Origin of the sequence: Streptomyces javensis (assembly GCF_039525925.1) — a bacterium.
GTDB lineage: Bacteria > Actinomycetota > Actinomycetes > Streptomycetales > Streptomycetaceae > Streptomyces > Streptomyces asiaticus.
The window spans coordinates 1-17,795 of record NZ_BAAAIF010000057.1 but is presented as its reverse complement, the minus strand read 5'-3'; the positions used below and the strand labels follow the sequence as shown (position 1 = coordinate 17,795).

Here is a 17,795-nt window from a genome sequence, read left to right as displayed (position 1 = left end):
CTTCTCAGGCCCACAGGGCGTCCTGGCCGAGTGCGGGGCTCTCGGTGGGGGTGGGCTCAGACTCCCCGGGGGAGTGTGCCGGTGCGGGGACCGTCGCCATGCGGCGGTCGGGTTCGGGGGCCCGTGCCCGCTCGGCGCCGTCCCACTGCCAGCGAGTCACCAGGACCGCGTCGATGTCGTCGACGCGGGAGAGCTGCGCGATGGCGATGCCGGGTACTTGCGGGTAGCAGGCCCATTCACGCTCACTGGTCATCACCACGTCCAGGTCGAAGGCGTGGAGCAGGCCCAGGCACTTGGCGCGGGAGTCGTCGTCGACGCCGGCGAAGGCTTCGTCCAGGGTGACCAGGCGCGGGGCGTGTGGAGCGGCGGTTGCGTAGTGGGCGGAGGCGGCGGCGAACAGGGGTACGGAGACGGCCAGGACGCGTTCGCCGCCGGAGGCGGGCCCGGTGGCGGGCACCCAGGCGCCGTGCTGGTGGCGTTCGATGCCGAATTCGTGCCAGGCGCGGTAGTCGAGCGCGGTGGTGAGCACTTCCAGCCAGCTGCCGGTGGCGTTTTCGGCCTGCGCGCGGGCGATCTGGGCTTGCAGGAACTCGCCGACCGCCGCCCGGTCCTCGGCCGCCCAGGCGTCGGCGGACTGGCGCAGCCGCGCCCGCGCCTGTGCCAGTCCGGCCGGTGCCTTGCGGGAGGGCCGCCACATCAGGCGCAGCTTCATGCCGGTGGAGGTGGGCCGCCGTTCGAGTTCGGTGTTCATGGCGCGTACCTGGCGCTCGGCGGTGTCGATCAGTTCCTGGAGGGTGCCGGCGACCTCGGTCAGCAGGTGGGTTTCCAGGATTTCGCGTTCGTGCGCCGACAGTATGCGGGTCAGCTCCTGGACCTCGGTGGCCAGGGCCCCGGCCAGTTCGGGCACGGCCCGCCCGTGGCCCTGGTAGACGAGGTCGACGATCATCCCGTCCTCGGTCATGCGCGCCGTGGCGCTGTGGCCGCCCCGGGAGAGGACGTCCTGGAGCTTCTTGTACTCCTCGCTGAGCCGCTTCTGTACGCGTTCCCAGGCGCCCTCGGAGTCGTCCGTACCGGACAGCGCCGCCTCGATCGCCCGGGCGAGCGCGATCGCCGGGGTGGCGGCCCAGGATCCGCCGTCCAGAGGCGGTACGGGAGCCTCGGGCAGGGCGACGGTCAGCAGGCCGGTGGCCGCGAACCGCTGGAGCGCGGCGATGGCCTCGGCACGCGTGGCCGCCGCCTCATGGACGTCCTTGTCCAGCTGCTCGATACGGCCCTCGGCGCGGCCGGCGCGGCGGTCCGCGGCGGAGTACTCGTGACGGGCCTGCTTCTGGTCCCGCTCGCAGGCGCCGAGGGCAGCCGCGGTTTCGGCCAGACGGCGCTCCAACTCGGCGACGGCCGCGCCGACGGTCGAGCGGAGAGTGGTGTGGTGCTCGTCCGCGGCGGCGGCGAACCGGATCGCCTCGGCCAGTCGCTGGTCCAGCTCGGCCACCCGCTCCCCGGTCCGGCCGGCTTCCGCCCGCTCGTCGGCGACAGCGCGGCGCGCCTCGGCCCGGTCGCGCAGGGCCGGCCACAGTGCGGCGAGGACGGCCGTGTGGTCGGCCAGGGCCTGGCGGACGGCGGTCAGGGCCGGTCGGTCGGTGGGGAGGTTCACGGCGGCGGCCGTCTCGGTCAACGTGGTGGCCGCTTCGGCCTCGCGGCGGGCCGTCGCGGTGAGTTCGGCCGCGTGTTCCTCCTGGCGGGTGCGGGCCCGGTGGGCGGCGTCCGCCGCCGCGGCGGCCACCGCGTGGGCGTGGCGCAGGGGGGCGTCGTCGGGGACGGCGGCCAGTTCGGCGTCCAGGGTGCGTCGGCGCGCGGCCACCGTGGCGCGTTCGGCTTCGCGGCGTGCCGTGTTGTCGGCCAGGGCGTCCAGTTCGCCGCGCAGGGTGGCGATCCGGGCGCGGCGTGCTTCCTCGCGAGCGCCTTCACCCACGTACACTGCCGCTTCCTTCGACCAGCTGCCGGTCAGCGCGCCGATGCGGAAATGACCGTCCGCCGCCACCCACGTGCCGGGTGCGCCGGTACCCCCGAGGCCGATGGCCGTCAGCAGAGCGGACACGGCCGGTTCATCGACCTGCGTGGCCCGGGGGTCGCCGTGGTCGACGGCGGGCCGCAGCGCGTCGGCGAGCACGGCGCCGACCGGCGGCGCATGTGAAGGCAGCGGGGACAGCAGCACGTCGTGCCCGCTCGCCTCCAGCATGGTGCCGTCCGGGCACACCCACGCGTCCAGGAGCCCGGATGCCTCCAGCGCGGCCTCCAGCCCCGCCCGTTCGTCCGGAGTGACGTGGTCGTGGAAGTCGACCAGCCTCCACAGAGGCGCTCCGGGAGTCCGGTCGCGAAGCCCCGGGGTACGGGTGCGGGGTGCCTCCGGTCCGTGCTGGCCGCCGGCCTCCAGCTCCGCCAGCTCCCTTTCGGTCGCGGTGCGCCGCTCGGCCAGTTCGGCCAGCCGCTGGCCGAGTGCGGCGGCCCGGTCGGCCAGGTCCGCGGCCTGCCCGCGGTGGGCCGCCGCGGTCTGCTCCCGGGCGGGGCTGGGGCCGTGCAGATGCGTGCCCCAGTCGTGCAGAGCGTCCAGGAGCCCCGTCGGGTCGGGAAGGTCCAGTTCCGTGCATCGGTCGAGGTGTTCGCGTACGGCACCCACCAGGTCCTGGCCCGCCTGTGTGGCGGACGCCTCCGCCTGGGCCTGGCGTTCGGCGGTGTGGGCGGCCTCGGTCTGGGCCTCGTCCAGGCGGCGGGCGGCGGCCCGCCGTTCGTCGGCGGCCTGTTCGGCCCCCGCGGCCAGCTCCTCCACGTGGTCGAGGGTGCGCCTCCGGCGTGCCACCGACTCCTCGGCCGCGTGGTGCAGTTCCGCCTCCGGGACCGCGTCGTGGGGCCCCAGCACGTCGTCGAGCCGGGCCGCTCGGGCCGTCTCCCGTGCTTGGCACAGCGTGCTCTCGACTCGCTGCTCCGCCGCTGTCAGCCGTCCTTCGGCGCTCGTCAGGCGGCCGAGGGCGCGAGAGTTCGCCTGGGCGGCCTGGTCCCGGTCCGTCTCCGCTCGGGTCCGCTCGCCGGCGGTGCGCCGCGCATCGGCCGCCGCCTGCTCCAGCTCCCGGGCGCTGCGCATCTCCGGACCCGCGCGCAGCGCGGCGTCCTGGGCCGTCAGCCGCACGGCCGTCTCCTCCAGCTGGGCGATACGCTCCGCGGCCGCCGCCCGTTGCCGCTCGGCCTCCTCCCGCTCGGTCCGCGCCTGGGACAGGTCACGGTGCAGCTGTTCGTAGCGGGCGTGTTCGCTGCGCGGCAGCCGGGCCCGCCGGCGAGTGGCCACGCGGGCGTAGCGGCGATAGTGGTCGAGGAAGGCGGAGGCGGCCCGTTCCGCCTCAGCGGCCGCTCGCAGTTCCTCCTTCTCCTCGTCCAGGGAGCGGAATGCCTCGGCCACATCGGCGATCACCGCCTGGTCCATGGGCGGCAGCGCCTCGGTCAGCGCACGGGACAGCGCCGTCTCGTTGGGGCGCTTGGACAGCTGGGGCTGGCGCAGCTGGATGAGCAGGTCGACCAGGGCGGCGTAGCGCCGCTCGCCGAGCCCGAACAGCGCCTCGTCGACCGCCCTGCGGTACGCCTTCGCCTGGTCGTGAACCATGCCGCGGCCGGTGACGGCCTCGGCCAGGCGGTCCCGCGACAGCGCGGTGCCGGTGGCGTCGAGCAGGGTCAGCTCCTCGCCGACGCGCTGGTCGGTGACCGCGTACCAGTGGCGGGCGATACCGCGGCCCGTTACAGCCTTCAGCCCGCACAGCAGCGTGCGGAAGTGGGCCCGGCCCGAGTCCTGGTCCCGGCGGCCGAATTCGATCCAGGTGTAGCCGAGCCGCTCCGGGTGCGGGTGCCGGCCGCCGAGCAGCAGGTTCCACTCCATGCGCTTGCCCGGGTCGGCGTCGGGTTCCACCCGGCGGGCGGACAGGTCGCCGTCCAGGAGGAAGGGCAGGGTCAGGGCGAGCACCTTGGACTTGCCGGTGCCGTTGTTGCCGCGCAGCAGCAGGCGGCCGTCGCGGAACCAGAACTCCTCCGTGTCGTAGTGGAAGAGGTCGATCAGGCCGATGCGCAGCGGCTGCCACCGGCCGGGTGTCGGGTCGGGCAGGGCGGTCACGACTGCGGTGCCTTTCGCTTGGGTGTGCGGGGCGTGCGAGGAGCACGGGGTGTGCGGGAGGATGCCGGTCCCGGTTCCGTCACGACGGCCTCGCCGACCGCGTACCGCGCGAGCGCGGGCAGCGGGACGATGCCCTTCGGGGTGGTGGCGACCAGGCCGAGCGCGGTGAGCCTCTCCAGCGCCTGGCCGACCAGCTCCGCCTCCGCGCCGGGCTGCTTGGCGCTCTTCGACCAGAACGCACCGTGTTCGGCTGCCAGCTCCCGAACCTTGCGTTCGAGGTCGGCGCGGCTCACCTCGCCGTCCATGGCCGCCAGGTGTTCGGCGAGCAGCAGGGTGACGTGCCCGTGCGTGCCCTGCTCCGGCATCCGTACGTCGGTCAGATCGTCGTGCGGGTCGACCATGGCGATGCCCTCGGCCCGCACTTCGGGAACCAGGCCGGTCAGTTCGGTGATGCGGGCGGTGAGGAAGGCGCGCTGGCGGGTCAGGTAGGCGAGTTCCTCGTCGGTCAGCTCCTCGTAGTACAGCACCGGGTCGTCCAGCAGCCTCCGGGTCAGCCGCTGGCGGATCGCGCGGAATCGGAGCTCGTCGCTGTCCAGCGCGCTCTCGGCGGTCAGCTCGGCCAGCCGGTCCTCGAAGTCCTCGGCGGTGATCGTCGACGGGCCCCGGCGGGCGGCCAGCAGCCCGGCCAGGACGCGCCGCTGTACGTCGTAGAGCACGTCGCCGCTACCACTGACGTACGCCTCCTCCTCGCCGGCAACCCGCCGCAGCACCCCATGGCGCAGCAGCAGCCGCACGACCGCCGCCAGATCCAGGCGTTCGTCGCGGCGCTCCATGGTGAACTCCACCCCGGCGGCGGCCAGGTGGGGATCGGTGGCGTCCAGCACCACCTGCTCGGCCAGGCGGCCCAGGGCGATCTGCGCCTCACCCCGCTCCAGCGCAGCCAGCGCCAGACACAGCAGCACATACCGGCGGCGCGTGAACGGGGCGCGGCCACGGGACGCCTCGCGCGCCGGATGGGTGGGATCGGCCAAGGTGCCGGGCGTCCGGGCCAGCCGGGCGGCCTCCGCGTCCACCCGCAGCGACCAGCCGGTGTTGCGGTCGAACCAGTCGCGCAGCTCCGAGGCGTGCTGCCGCACCAGCCGGAACTCGTCCGCGTGCGGGCCCTGCGCCAGCAACAGCGGCTCCTTCAACAGCGTCCGGGCCGCCTTGTGCACCTCGGCCGTCCGCCGGCCGTCCAGCACCTCGCCCAGGGGCGTGGTCATGGCTCCCCCTCAATCGTCTCGGCCGGTGGGTGGCCGTCCTGCGCGGCCGGGCCGGGTGAGGTCGGTGATCTCGATCAGGTGGTCGGGGCCGCGGAAGGTCCCGCCCGGCGTGCGGATGTCGGCCGTCGTCCCGTCGGCGAGGGCCGTCAGCCGGATCTCCATCGAGCCGTCGTTGCTGGTCGCCACCGTGCTCGTCATACCGGGCCGCCAGGTGGCCAGGGCATCGCCGAGCAGCTGCAAGAACAGCCCGAAGGCCACCGGGTCCAGTTCTCCCACCGCGGACAACCGTATGGTGCCGTCCGTCGCGAGCCGGGCACGGGCGGTGGCAATCTCCTCCGCCTGCCTGGCGGCGATCTCCGCGAGCCGGTGTCGCTCCTCGGAGCGGTCCTGCACCCGGCGGGCCCGCCCGCGGCGTTCGTAGCTGCCGGTACGGCGCAGTTGCGGGCTGATCCGCAGCGGCTCGGCCTCGGCCCACGAGGTGGACGCGGGCACCGGGCGGGCCGTGCGCTCGGCCAGGGTATCGGCGTCCACGGTCAGATGACGCGCGGAGTACAGACCGAAGGCGGCGCGCCACAGCCGGTGCCGCGCCTCGTCGTCCGGAGCCTCGGCGAACCAGCGGGCGAGGGTGCGGAAGTCCGCGGACCGGTCCGAACGTCCGGCCCGCCGCTCGTTCAACTGCCTGACAACCGCGAGGAGTTGCGGGATCGCCCCGAGGGCCCGCCCGCGCAGCAGCCGGGCCTGCGACTCACGGCCGTCCGCGGAGACGAACCAGGCGGTGAGCCCCGACCACTTCGCCGCCCACCGCTCATACGCCTGCTCCTCGGCGCTTTCGGCGTCCTCGGGCGCGGCGTCGGCCGCCTCACGGGCCGCCGCCAGCCGCAGCAGCACACCGGCCCGTCCGTCCTGCTCCAGCTCGCCGATGAGCACCGCGATCCGCGCGCCCAGCGTGATCAGGTCCTGGATGAACCGCTCCAGGTACTGGATCAGCCGGTCCTTGTAGGCGAGGAACACCTCGACCTCCACACCGTGCGAATCCATGGTGCGCTGGAGCGACCCCATGAACGCCCGCGCGTTCTCCGCCAGCGCCTCGAACCGGCCCGTCAGCGCCGACAGCGCCAGATGCGCCTTCGCCGCGTCCGGCCCGCCCTCCTCCGGCCCGCCCTCCTCCCGCTCGGCCGCGATCACCAGAAGGGCACGCAGCTGCGTGACGATGTCGTGCAGCGCCACCGCCTGTAGCGCACCGCGCCGCCCCAGCGCCTCGTCGTACACCGACAACGCCTGTTCGGCGGCCTCCCCGGCCTGGGTGAGCTGATAGATGAACCGCTTGCGGTAGAAGTCCTCGACCGCGGTGACCCGCGAGGTGTCCGGATCCGCCCGCAGATTGCCCCACTCCACCAGGCTGTCCAGCGCCTTCACCACCGCGTCCAGATCCGTCGGCCGGTACTCCGGCTCCAGCGCGGCGTGCACGTCCTCGGGCCGCAGATGCACCGCGAACCGCTCCTTCGCCGCGAGGAACGCACGCATCACCTGACGGTACAAGGCCGCGTTCGGCACGGTCAGATGGATGAACGGCGCATGCTCGCTGCCGCGCGGACCGGAAGCTGGTGACGTCATCGTCCCGGCATTCTTCCCGACACGTACACGAGGGCAGAAATCCCCGCCGCGGGGATTGACAGGATGGCCTGCCGCTTACGCGTCACACCCCGCGCGCGCAGAGCCACCGATTGCTCGCAGACCATACTGACCTCCCACCGAGAGCACGATGACACGACGTACCTCTTCGGCAGCCGGCGCCGCCCCCAGGAACATCGCCGGCCACGAAGAAAACCGTACGGCGCACCACTGACAGACCCGGCGGACGCTGCACGACCGTCGCCACGTGCAGGAGGCGAGGGCGCGGTTCGCCCACGTCCGCGGTCAGATTCTGATAACGGTGACCCGGCTCCCGTACAGCGCGGCGAGGTGATCAGCAGCACGGCCAGTCGGCGGTTCCCGGACATCTGTGTGACGGGTTGGTGGTCGTCATCCCCGGCATGGGCTGACGCTGGTTCGTGGTCCGCATTGCCGCAGCGTGATGTCAGCTGATCGGTCTAATCTCCCCTGTGTACTCATGACACGGGTCGCTTCACGCGATGGCGCCACCGTGCGTATCCCTTCCTTGACGTCGGCCGATGCCGATATGCGGCGAGATCCGATCTGTTGCGGGAACTGCCTTTGCCGCGTTCGCCTACCGGATAGGTTCATCCCATGCCCAGCCGCCTCCTCGAACTCCACGTCGAGAACTTCCGAAGCCTGCGCGACGTGACCATCCCGCTCGGTCCGCTGACCGTGCTGGTGGGGCCGAACGGCGTGGGCAAGTCGAACGTGCTGAAGGTTTTCGACTTCCTTGCTGACATCATTCGAACGGACCTCCAGCCCGCGCTCGACGCACGGGGCGGGTTCGACGAGGCTGCCTTCTGGGGTGGCGTCAAGCCACCCACCTTCATGCGCGTGCAGCTGAAGGCAACCTGGACGAGTAACTCCACACTCAATGCGCCCGACGAGTACAGCCTCACGATCCGACGCCGATCCCTGCCGTCGAACCGGGACACCAACCGAGCCTCCTACGCCCTGTCACGCGAAGAGAGCTTCGTATTCAAGCGAACACAGGGGCGGGGGCGGCGCATCACCATCTCCGGCGAGGAAGCGCGGGTGGTCGACAAACGTGCCGGTAGGGAGGAGGGCCGCGGAAGCAGTTTCGGCATTCGCAGACTGAGCAGTGGCTTGTCCACCCTTCCCAGGCTCGGCCCCGCGGACGGTGGCGACGAGGTGACCCGGGTCGCAGACCGCCTCTCCTCCTTCCGGGTTTTCGATGTCGACGTGGCTGCCGCTCGGATGCCCACTCGGCTGCGTGCCGCGGACATGACGACGCTGGCGCCACACGCTGAAAACCTTGCCGCGTTCCTGATCAGTCTCAGTGGCCGGGACGAAATCTGGGAGAATCTGGTCGAGGACGCCCGGCTGGTTCTCCCGCAACTGGAGAACATTGAATTCGAAGAGGCCGGCGGTTCGATCGACCAACTGACCGTCGTCCTGCGCGAACGCAGTCTGCGTCGCCTGACCCCGCTGGCCGATGCCTCCTACGGTACGGTCCGGCTGCTCGGGCTGCTCGCCCTTCTCTACGATCCTCATCCGCCGGCCTTCACGTGTATCGAGGAGATCGATCACGGGTTGCACCCGCAGGCGCTGGAACTCGTTGTGCAGCGGCTACGGGAAGCGTCCGAGCGCACCCAATTCATCGTCGCCACCCACTCGCCCGCCCTCGTGAACCGGCTTCGTCCCGGCGAGTTCGTCGTCTGCGATCGGGACGACGACGGCGCGTCGATCATTCCGGCGCTATCGGTGAGCGAAGTCGAGGCCATCGTGGAGGAGTCCGGCGACCAGCCGCTCGGCGAACTGTGGTTCGCGGGCGTGCTCGGCGGCGACCTCACCGGGGGCGCATTGTGACCAGCAGAGGTCGGGGAGGCGGTCGGCGCAGCGGTTCGCCGAACCAAGTGATTGTCCTCGCCGGTGAGGATCAGAACGACTGCGAGATCATGGCTGCTTTGATACGTGCGCACCGTCCCGACTTAGGGGCGGCCGCCAAGCTGGTTCGCATCAACGACCCCGTACGACTGCGCAAAAAGTCCGGACCCGATCTGACCGCGGCAGTAAAGGCACTTACCGGAAAGGCGCGAGCCAAGGCGCTTCAGCAGAAGGCGCAGCTTATCGGGTTTGTGGTCCACGAAGACGTGGATGGTTTCACCGATCGGGACTACAGAAAAGTTCGCACTGCGGTCACGGAAGAATTCGGCCGCCAGTGCGACGGGTTGCACCACACCGCACTCGCGCTTGCCGCGTGGGAATCCGAGGGATGGCTTCTCCTCTTCCCGGACGCTTTCCCTCATGTGCGTCCGAGGTGGAAGGTTCCCTCTCGTTTGCGCGGCAAGGATACGGGGCGGATCAAAGACCCCAAGGAAGCACTCAAAGGACGGCTCGGCTCGCCGCTCTTTCGCGAGAGCGACGGCCCTCTGGTCGCGCGTAAGGCGTTGGAGAACGGCCTGATCTCCGCTCCGGAAGGCAGAAACGACTCCTACACGGACTTCGTCGAGGACCTCAAGGACTGGGCGTGAGCCCCGCAGCACCGGGTGTCGTGCCGGGTGCTCACAGGGACCACCCGGTCCTGGCCATTCTGGCCGCCCCGGCTGCCCCGCCGCAGTCGGCCATGGTGTCGAACGTAGGCGTTCCCGAGGCGATCGGTCGGCAACCGCAACGGCCATCCAGCGCCACGGCCCCCCCCGCGCGCGCCGACCGCAGTACTCGCCGAGGGTCCTCCACCCATTTCGCTACGTCCTGGCCGCTCCGGCGAGGCGAGTTGCACCTTTCGCATGAATCGTACTCACGGCCGATCGGGACGCTCGGATACCTGTGGAGCGGCTGCCGGCTTATGCGGGGGAGTGAGCGCTGGTAACCGTCCAACACTCCTCGTGGCCGTCCCACCTGAGCGATCGATCGCTTCCGAACGTCAGCATGGCCACGATGTCGGAGGTGGGCCGAACGCGCGACGACCGGCCCTCACAGCCAGAGTGGCCATCGCAGCGTTGGCGCCACCACCGATCACAGCGCCGATACCGAACGGTGCCACTCGACCGAGAACTATGACTCCCTGCTTGGTCCCGTACTTCGTGACGAAGTTCGTCCCCAAGATCCTGTTGATCTGGCGTAACGTCTCGACAGGCACCTTGGCGACAACCTGACGCCCCCAGTGTTGTCCCGTACGCTCGGCGACGTTGGCAATGGTGGTGGAGCCGGTCCCGCCGAGCATGATTCCCATCACGATCGTCGACACCCGCGTTCGACATGCCGTCAGCACACGCCAGGATGATGCGGGCCTTCTCAGCTGAGCGCCGGTGCGGCACTTTCGTCCGGCGCACCAACTCGGCACGCTCGGCCTCGGACAACGTGATCGCCACAGCAGAAGGCCCCGAATGCGACATGCCAACAAGGTAGTAACTAACCCTCAGGATTTCTGGCGCATCACACTAGCTCAGAGTCCCAGGGGGCGGTCCGAACACAGTCGCTGGATGGCCGGACCGTCCGATAACCTTCCTGGCCTATACGGTTACAGACAGTTGCGGGTTGTTCGTGAACATGCGCAATCGGGCTGTCGCGCCGAAGGGCATGCCTCGCCCCTCGGGCGACGAGGGATCCAAGCTCTTGAACCTCGTCTGGCAGCACCTTGCCCAGAAGCGTCGGTGGCCCATCTTCGAGCAGGCTGATAGGGCCCTCTACCGCATGGGTGTCCAATTTGAAGATGCGATTGAGCAACTACCGCAGGGTCTGCTCTTGGGGATCGACTTCGACCTGCAACGTCGACCGCCGCAGCCGGACCAAGCGATCCAACTCTCTCTCGCTGGCGCAGTGCACTGCGACGACTCTGCGACAGAGATCAAGGCATTCATTTACATAGTGCGTCTAGCCGGCGTGATCGAACGAGACTGGGAGCCCCGGCCCGACGATCCCTCGGCGCCTAGTCAGCCGTACATTGACCCGGAAGTAGTCACGACACACCCAGCGTTCGATCCTGGAGTGATCCCGCCGGCCGAGGCCTTCTACCGCGCCGCACTCCTGATCACCCATGAGCCCTGGACGGCGGGTCTCGGCTGGCGACCCGAGGAGCTGTACTGGCGCGTCTCATTCGACCGCAGAGTACGCCCCTTCGCGATGGTGGCTAGACTCGTGGAGTATTGGAACGCGAGGACCAGCGTGCGCGACTCTCAGCCGGTAGAACCCAAGTTCGTGCCATCGCCACTTGTACGTAAACCCGTCCTCGCGCCAGAGCCCGCGCCAACACTCGCCCTTTCCATTCCACTTCACCCCGCAGTGGCGGCAGTAGCAGCTGGACGCTTCGAGAAGGGGCAGTACACCGATGCAGTGCGGAGCGCCTTCCAAGCCGTGGAGCACCGCGTCCAGACGCTGAGCGGACTCCCGGAAGTCGGGTCGAAACTCATGGGCGCGGCGCTCGGATCGGACACGCCGAAGCTTGTCGTGACGCGAGCCACTGGCCCTTCGCTACGGAGCGAGCGCGAAGGCTTTCGAGACCTGTTCAAGGGGGCGATGGAAGCACTTCGAAACCCGAGATCCCACGGCCCGCACTTCGCCGACGATCCGGAAGAAGCGCAGGAGATGCTGGCCCTCGCCAACATGCTCATGCGGCGGCTCGACGAGGCAGAGGCCAAGCTCGGCGCGCCGTCGACCGCGGCAGTCGGGACGCCGTAACTTGTCTTGCGGCGCGAGGTCGCCTGTCTGGGGAGCACCGTGGGCCTGTGAGAGGTGCCGGATGCGCTCATAGGCGCCCGTTGTTGGCCCGGCGGCGCGACGACGCATACCGGGGCGGGGCGCCTGGCGTTAGTGCGGGCCTCGCCATTTGTGAGAGCTCACCTGCGGCGATGTCTCAAGATCCCGTCCACGCCTCGTCCACAGACCCCGACATACGGCCGCCCCAGGCGGCATACGCCTGCACAAACACGAAGACCCCGTACTCAGCGTTTCCGCTGGTCACAGGGTCTTCAGGCACCTCATAAGGAGTGCCCCCGGCGGGGGACACTGCAAATGGGGACGAACCGAGCCATTGATGGACGGTGAGCTGGTGATCCAGACGGCCTTCCCGGTGCCGGTGCCCCGAGCGCGCACGTAGCCGACCGGCGCTCCGACCGCACCGGGAGCCGCCCCTGACGGCTTCCGTGCCACCACCGGCGGCTCGGCCGTGGGGCCAACCCTCTCACCTATGGGTGTGTCCCTGGATACAGTGGGTAGCCACAGCGTGCTCGACCACCTGACCGGAGGCAGACATGGCCCGTGCCTGGGAGGCTGACCCGTCCGCGTTATTCGAGCGTCGGCTGGGGAAGTCGGCCGAAGAGCTCGGGAACTCCGACGGCAATGACGAGTGTCCGGACATCTGGCAGCTCGACAACGGTGATGTGGCTGTGATCGGCAGGGATCTGACAGCCGTCTACGGCTCCCGCCTGCCGCAGGGCGTGCACCTCGCTCCTGATGAGCGGCTGGTCGTCATCCCGGGGAACATGCTCAGCGCGGCGAAGAAGGACATCCCCGATGCTTGATCTCCTCGCCCCCGATCTCGTTCCCGAGCAGGGCGATCGGCTCACCCGCACCGCCTACAAGCAGGACTTCCGGCAACGGGAGGACGCGGTCCGTGACGGGAGTTCCTGGAAGCTGGAGCGCCGACAGCACTTCGAGGAGCAGGGCAGTCCGAGCCGGGACGCCCTGCGTCGGGGTGACTGGGAGGAGGCGCTTCGGCTCCTCGCCGACCGGCGCGACACCTTGGCTGAGACCGCTCAGGAAGACGAGCGCAGAGGGTATGCCTTTCACCGTGTGCGGGTGGTCGAGAGGCCACTGACGCCGTACGTGCAGTGGGAACTCCACTCCCAGCGGCAGCGTGCGGAGTACGGGCAGCGGATCAGGATCGTCTCCGCCGCGCAGGTGGCCGCCTCGGAGGACACCGGCCCGCTTCCGGAAGTGGTTGTGCTGGGCGGCCGCACCCTCTTCCAAGTCCTGTACACCGAAGCAGGAGTTGCGGACGGCGCGATCCGCTACACCGACCGTGACCTCGTCGAGCGCTGGGAGAACTACATCAAGGCGCTCTACGCGGTGGGTGAAGAAGTGATCTCCTACTTCGACCGCGAGGTAGCGCACCTTGATCCGCCGACGCTGAGCGACGCGGGAAGGGAGTAGGCCGATCACATCGCCAGGCGGACAGGACGAGCACTTCGGTAGCACCCACTCCGAGCTGTCGGGATCCTCACGTGACGTCGTCCAGGCGAGAAGTGTGCACGGAGGCATCCACTTCCACGCGCAGGGCACACCGGACCCGGGGAACTCCTCCAGCCCCGTACCACGCCAGTTACCGGCTGACGTGGGCGGATTCGTCAACCGAACCGATGAGCTCGGCCAGTTGAATGCCGTCCTTACCACCGAGGACGGCGGTCCGCTTGTCGTCTCGGTATACGTGATCGCCGGCACCGCCGGCGCCGGAAAGACATCGCTGGCACTGCGCTGGGCACACCAGGTCCGGGAGTGTTTCCCGGATGGTCAGCTGTACGCCAATCTGCGCGGCTACGACCCCGGGGAGCCGGTCGCGGCACGCGAGGCCCTGCACCGCTTGCTGACCTCGCTCGGTGTCCCGGCCGAAGCCGTACCGCAGGATCTCGACGCGGCCGCCGCGCTATACCGCTCGTTGCTGGCCGACCGCCGGGTGCTGGTTGTCCTGGACAACGCGGCCACTGTCGGCCAGGTCAGGCCGTTGTTGCCCGGGAGCGCGCACGGCCTGGTGCTGGTCACCAGCCGTAGCCGCTTGTCCGGTCTCGCCGTCCGTGACGGAGCTCGCCGACTCACGCTCGGTGTGCTGCCGGAGCCGGAGGCGGTTGCCTTGCTGCGCGTCGTCACTGCGGGATACCGGCCGGTCGATGACGAACGGCAGCTCGCCGAGTTGGCCCGGCTGTGCGCACGACTTCCGCTCGCTCTGCGGATAGCCGCGGAACGCGCCGCCAGTCACCCTCACCTACGGCTGGACGACCTGATCGCCGACCTGCGTGACGAATCGGCCCTATGGGACGCCTTGAGCACTGGCGATGACGAGGAAGCCGAAGCCGTCCGCACCGTCTTCGCGTGGTCCTATCGAGCCCTGTCCGAGCAGGCCGCCCGCCTGTTCCGCCTGCTGGGCCTGCATCCCGGACCCGAGTTCGGGCTGCGGGCCGCGGCGGCCCTGGCAGGGTCGACCAGCATCAGTCGGTCCCGGCAACTACTGGACTCTCTGGTCGGCGCACACCTCCTGGAACAGACCGCTCCGGACCGCTACCAGTTCCATGACCTTCTGCGCGCGTACGCCATCGACCAGGCCCAGCACGAGGAGCCGCCGGTCGAGCGGGAGGCAGCGCTGCGACGCGTGCTGGAGTGGTACCTGCACACCGCCGACGCCGCGCAGGGCTGGATCAACCCCGCCGAGGACCGTGTGCCCCTCACGCCTGCCCCGGATGACGTCAGCCCGCTGACGTTCTCCGAGTATGACGCCGCCGTGGACTGGGCCGAGCGGGAGCACGCCAACCTCCTCCAGTCCGTCCGTACGGCGGCCGACGCCGGGCATGACCGACTGGCGTGGCAGCTGGCCACAGTCTTGTGGAACGCCCAGTTTCCCTCCGCCTCGGGCACAAGCTGGCCGGCCGTGGGCCGCATCGGCCTGGAGGCAGCCGAACGGTTGGACGAACGCGCCGCGCAAGGCGCACTCCATACCTACCTCGGCATGGCCTACACCCGCCTCAACTGCCTGGCCGAGAGCCTCGAATCCCACGAGAACGCGCTGGCCATCCGGCGCGATCTGGGAGACCGCCTTGGCGAAGCCCGCTCACTCAACCTGATCGGGCTGAACCATCTCCGCGCCAGACGACTCGACCCCGCTGCCCGCTACTTCGAGCAGGCCATCTCCGCCTTCCAGGAGCAGGACGCCGCCCACTGGGCCGCCACTGCGCTGTCCAACCTTGCGACCACCCACTACCGCGCCGGACGGCTCCCGGAGGCGGCAACCGTCATTGACCAAGCCCTGGCAGCGCACCGAACCCTCGGTGATCAGCGCGGCGAGGGCAACATCCTGCGCGTGCTGAGCGATGTCCAACGCGAGCGGGGCGATGTCGAAGCATCCCTGGTCTCGGCCCAGGCCGCCCTCGACATCGCCCTCGGTCTCCGCAACCTCCGCCTGGAGGGGTTCTGGCTGCTGACCCTGGGCGATGCCCAGCAGGCGAAGGGCGAGTACGCCGAGGCCCTGACCTCCTACCAGCGATCCGCCACACTCCACCGACGCCTCGCCGACCGCAGCCGAGAGGCGCTGGCCTGGCAGGGGGTTGGTGAGGTGTACCGCCAACTCGGACGTCATGCCGAGGCGGTCGACTTCCACCGCCAGGCTGCCTCGACGCACCGCGATCTCGGGGATGAGTGGCACCAGGCCCTGGCCCTCGATGGCACGGCCTCGGCCTTACTCGGCGAAAGCCCGGACGAGGCCCGTCGGCACTGGACAGAGGCGCTGAGGTTCCTCGCCGCTTTCGATGACCCTCGCGCGGTAGCGGTGCGCGAGACCATCGAACGTGGACTAACCGAAACTAGCTGAAGCACCGATCGAGGCGGAGGCCGACGTGGACAGGGGCGGGGCCGCGGATTCGGCGGCGCTCATCTTCTTGGCGGCTTCCCCGCCTCCGCCTTCCGGCCGATCAGCCGAAAGATCCGCAAGTTGAACCGGTGAGCTGTTCCGAAAGATCGAATTATAGATTGTCAAAGTCTCCTGCGGTCATGCCTGCCTTGAAGGCTCGCCACTCACCGGAAGTGAAGCAGAGATGCGGGCCGGATGGGTTCTTCGAATCACGAACAGCCACCCCTCCACCGGGGAGGGGAGCCAGCTCGAAGCACTCACCATTGTTCGCGGTGAAGCTGCTCTTCTGCCAGGCGAGGGATGCAGGGTCGATCGAGTAGAGGTCTATCTTCTCCATCAGTTAGCTTCCCCTGTTTCTCGTACGAGCGATGACGTCGCGGCTCTCCTCTGGACAGAGGGCCGCATCGGTGAGACTGCGGAACAGTCGGTGCAGGCGTCGCAGGTCCCGTGGGTCGTCCATCGTCAAGCTACCAGCGACCGACTCACCGAAGGCCACGTCGGGCACGTCGTCGTCTGAGAACTGGAGAATCCTAAAGGCTGAGATCTGAGCGGCCTGTTCGCCCTTCTCGTAGGGGATGACACGTAGGTCGACGCTGGGATGCGCTGAGATCTCCACCAGATGTCCCAACTGTTCCTGGTGCGTCCGTGCACCGCCGACCTGGAAGTCCAGGGCCGCCTGCGCGATGACGTAGTGGCACTCCAGTGGAGCTGTCGTTTCGTGGAGACAATGCCGCTGACGCAGGCTGCGTACCTCGACAAGCGCCTCGATCTGGTCTGGGCCCAGTGAGGCGAAGCCCACGCCGGTCACCGCCGTCGCGTAAGCCTCTGTCTGCAAGAGCCCTGGCACGATGCCGACTTGATACTCGTGGACAGTCGAGGCTGCGGCCTCGAACCCGAGGAAGCGTTCGTACTGCGCGCTGATCACTTCGCTGTACGGCGCCCACCACGGCTGGCGTCGCTCCCGGGCGGATGCGTGCAGCTCGGCAAGTTCGTCACGCTGGTCAGCGGAGACCCCGTAGAGGTCCATGAGCTGGGCGAAGTGCCGCTGGGAGCAGACCCGCTTTCCGTTCTCGATCCGGCTGATCAAGGAGACGTCGCAGCCGAGCGCCGCCGCAACTTCCGCGATGGTGAAGCGATTGGCCTCGTGGCGCAGACGTCGCAGAGCCCGGCCGAACGTGACGCGTGACATCAGCAAGGTGCTATTGCTGTTGGTCATTGCTTCTCCTTGTGCCCGCGAGTTGACCTCAAAGACCGGGCGAGTGAGGGACATTCTCGATCCCGATGTGGCCAAGAACGATCAATAAGCAACGTCGTGTCAATTGACACGACGTGTGACTTGACGGTGCCCGGCCGTGGGGTGCAGCTTAGCGTTCATGACGTTATGCGCTCAACTGAACGCTGAGCGTGGCAATACTCCGTGCAACGACTCAGAGGCACGGGTAACTGACGAACGAGCACGTTCCCGCTCTCACCGGGGAGTTCGAACGGCTCGCTGGATCGGTGGGAGCTGTCGTGAGCGAACCGTACGAAGTCAAGTTTCGCCTGCCCCGTCGACGGAGCAGCGTTCCGCGGGCGCGGGCGCTGCTGCATTCCGTGCTCGCCGACTGGGGTGTCGGGCAGGAGGCCGCGGAGGTGGGGGAGCTGGTGTTGTCGGAGCTGGTGACCAATGCCCTGCGTGTGCGTGTGCCCAATGACCGACTGGTGGAGGTGCGGATCGCGCGGCTGCTGGATGAGGGCGTGCTACGGCTCGAAGTCAGCGACGCCGGCGAGGGCAAGCCGGAGGTGCGGAAGCCGGAAGAGGACGAGACAGGCGGGCGAGGGCTGCTACTCGTGGAGGCTCTGGCCCATCGCTGGGGCTGTGAAAGGCGCGCGTGCGGGATCGGGAAGACTGTCTGGGCCGAGCTGAAAGCCCCGGATCTGGTGCCGGAACGGGACGGGATGGAGGTCGCCGCGTTGACGGTCCGAGCGGGTCAGTGCGTACGGGTGTGGGGTGAGTGGCGCACCGTCCGCAGCGTGGGAAGCCAGCAGCGCACATCGGGTGGGCTCACCGTGGTGCTAGATGAATGAGTCCGATGTTTGTGCTGGCCGCGACCATGGCGAAGGGCGCCCGTTGGCTTGGTTGTGACTCCTTGCCTGGACGCCCTTCTGGCGG

Annotated in this window: 12 protein-coding genes; 7 read left to right on the top strand and 5 right to left on the bottom strand. The window is 69.2% G+C overall.

The features are described from left to right. Positions 1-4: 4 nt before the first annotated feature. Genes ABD329_RS35235 through ABD329_RS35225 form a run of 3 tightly spaced genes read right to left on the bottom strand, consistent with a single transcriptional unit; the run spans position 5 to position 7,026 of the window. Positions 5-4,150: a TIGR02680 family protein gene (locus tag ABD329_RS35235; RefSeq protein WP_198276284.1), complete on the bottom strand. Its 4,146-nt coding sequence runs from the start codon at positions 4,148-4,150 to the stop codon at positions 5-7. Beyond that, positions 4,147-5,412, bottom strand: coding sequence for a TIGR02678 family protein (locus ABD329_RS35230; RefSeq protein ID WP_198276285.1), 1,266 nt, complete (start codon positions 5,410-5,412; stop codon positions 4,147-4,149). Before ABD329_RS35230 ends, ABD329_RS35235 begins: the two co-directional genes overlap by 4 nt. Positions 5,413-5,421: 9 nt before the next feature. Then, the gene (locus ABD329_RS35225; protein WP_198276286.1) at positions 5,422-7,026 is read right to left on the bottom strand and encodes a TIGR02677 family protein; all 1,605 of its coding nucleotides are present in this window, start codon (positions 7,024-7,026) and stop codon (positions 5,422-5,424) included. A 633-nt stretch (positions 7,027-7,659) separates the two neighbouring features. Here ABD329_RS35225 and ABD329_RS35220 point away from each other — a divergent pair. The 6 genes from ABD329_RS35220 (at position 7,660) to ABD329_RS35195 (ending at position 15,604) form a co-directional block, all read left to right on the top strand. Continuing rightward, positions 7,660-8,898, top strand: a complete 1,239-nt coding sequence (locus ABD329_RS35220) for an AAA family ATPase (protein WP_198276287.1) — start codon at positions 7,660-7,662, stop codon at positions 8,896-8,898. 47 nt (positions 8,899-8,945) lie between these two features. Continuing rightward, positions 8,946-9,563: a hypothetical protein gene (locus ABD329_RS35215; RefSeq protein ID WP_198276288.1), complete on the top strand. Its 618-nt coding sequence runs from the start codon at positions 8,946-8,948 to the stop codon at positions 9,561-9,563. A gap of 1,012 nt (positions 9,564-10,575) precedes the next feature. Further along, positions 10,576-11,709, top strand: coding sequence for a TIGR02391 family protein (locus ABD329_RS35210; RefSeq protein WP_309142666.1), 1,134 nt, complete (start codon positions 10,576-10,578; stop codon positions 11,707-11,709). 572 nt (positions 11,710-12,281) lie between these two features. Next, a complete protein-coding gene (locus tag ABD329_RS35205) occupies positions 12,282-12,551 on the top strand; it encodes a hypothetical protein (protein WP_198276289.1) in 270 nt (89 codons plus the stop codon). Further along, positions 12,544-13,182, top strand: a complete 639-nt coding sequence (locus ABD329_RS35200; RefSeq protein ID WP_198276290.1) for a DUF6879 family protein — start codon at positions 12,544-12,546, stop codon at positions 13,180-13,182. The genes ABD329_RS35205 and ABD329_RS35200 overlap by 8 nt, the downstream gene beginning before the upstream one ends. Positions 13,183-13,276: 94 nt before the next feature. Continuing rightward, complete coding sequence (locus ABD329_RS35195; protein ID WP_309142665.1) at positions 13,277-15,604, top strand: ATP-binding protein; 2,328 nt, start codon at positions 13,277-13,279, stop codon at positions 15,602-15,604. Between the two features lie 151 nt (positions 15,605-15,755). Here the strand turns inward: ABD329_RS35195 and ABD329_RS35190 are convergent, their stop codons facing one another. Together ABD329_RS35190 and ABD329_RS35185 are read right to left on the bottom strand one after the other, a co-directional pair. Next, the gene (locus tag ABD329_RS35190; RefSeq protein ID WP_147966479.1) at positions 15,756-15,980 is read right to left on the bottom strand and encodes a DUF397 domain-containing protein; all 225 of its coding nucleotides are present in this window, start codon (positions 15,978-15,980) and stop codon (positions 15,756-15,758) included. Positions 15,981-15,983: 3 nt separating this feature from the next. Beyond that, the gene (locus ABD329_RS35185) at positions 15,984-16,859 is read right to left on the bottom strand and encodes a helix-turn-helix domain-containing protein (protein ID WP_164428131.1); all 876 of its coding nucleotides are present in this window, start codon (positions 16,857-16,859) and stop codon (positions 15,984-15,986) included. Positions 16,860-17,155: 296 nt separating this feature from the next. Here ABD329_RS35185 and ABD329_RS35180 point away from each other — a divergent pair, with 296 nt between their 5' ends. Continuing rightward, positions 17,156-17,710, top strand: coding sequence for an ATP-binding protein (locus ABD329_RS35180; protein ID WP_198276291.1), 555 nt, complete (start codon positions 17,156-17,158; stop codon positions 17,708-17,710). Positions 17,711-17,795 lie beyond the last annotated feature (85 nt).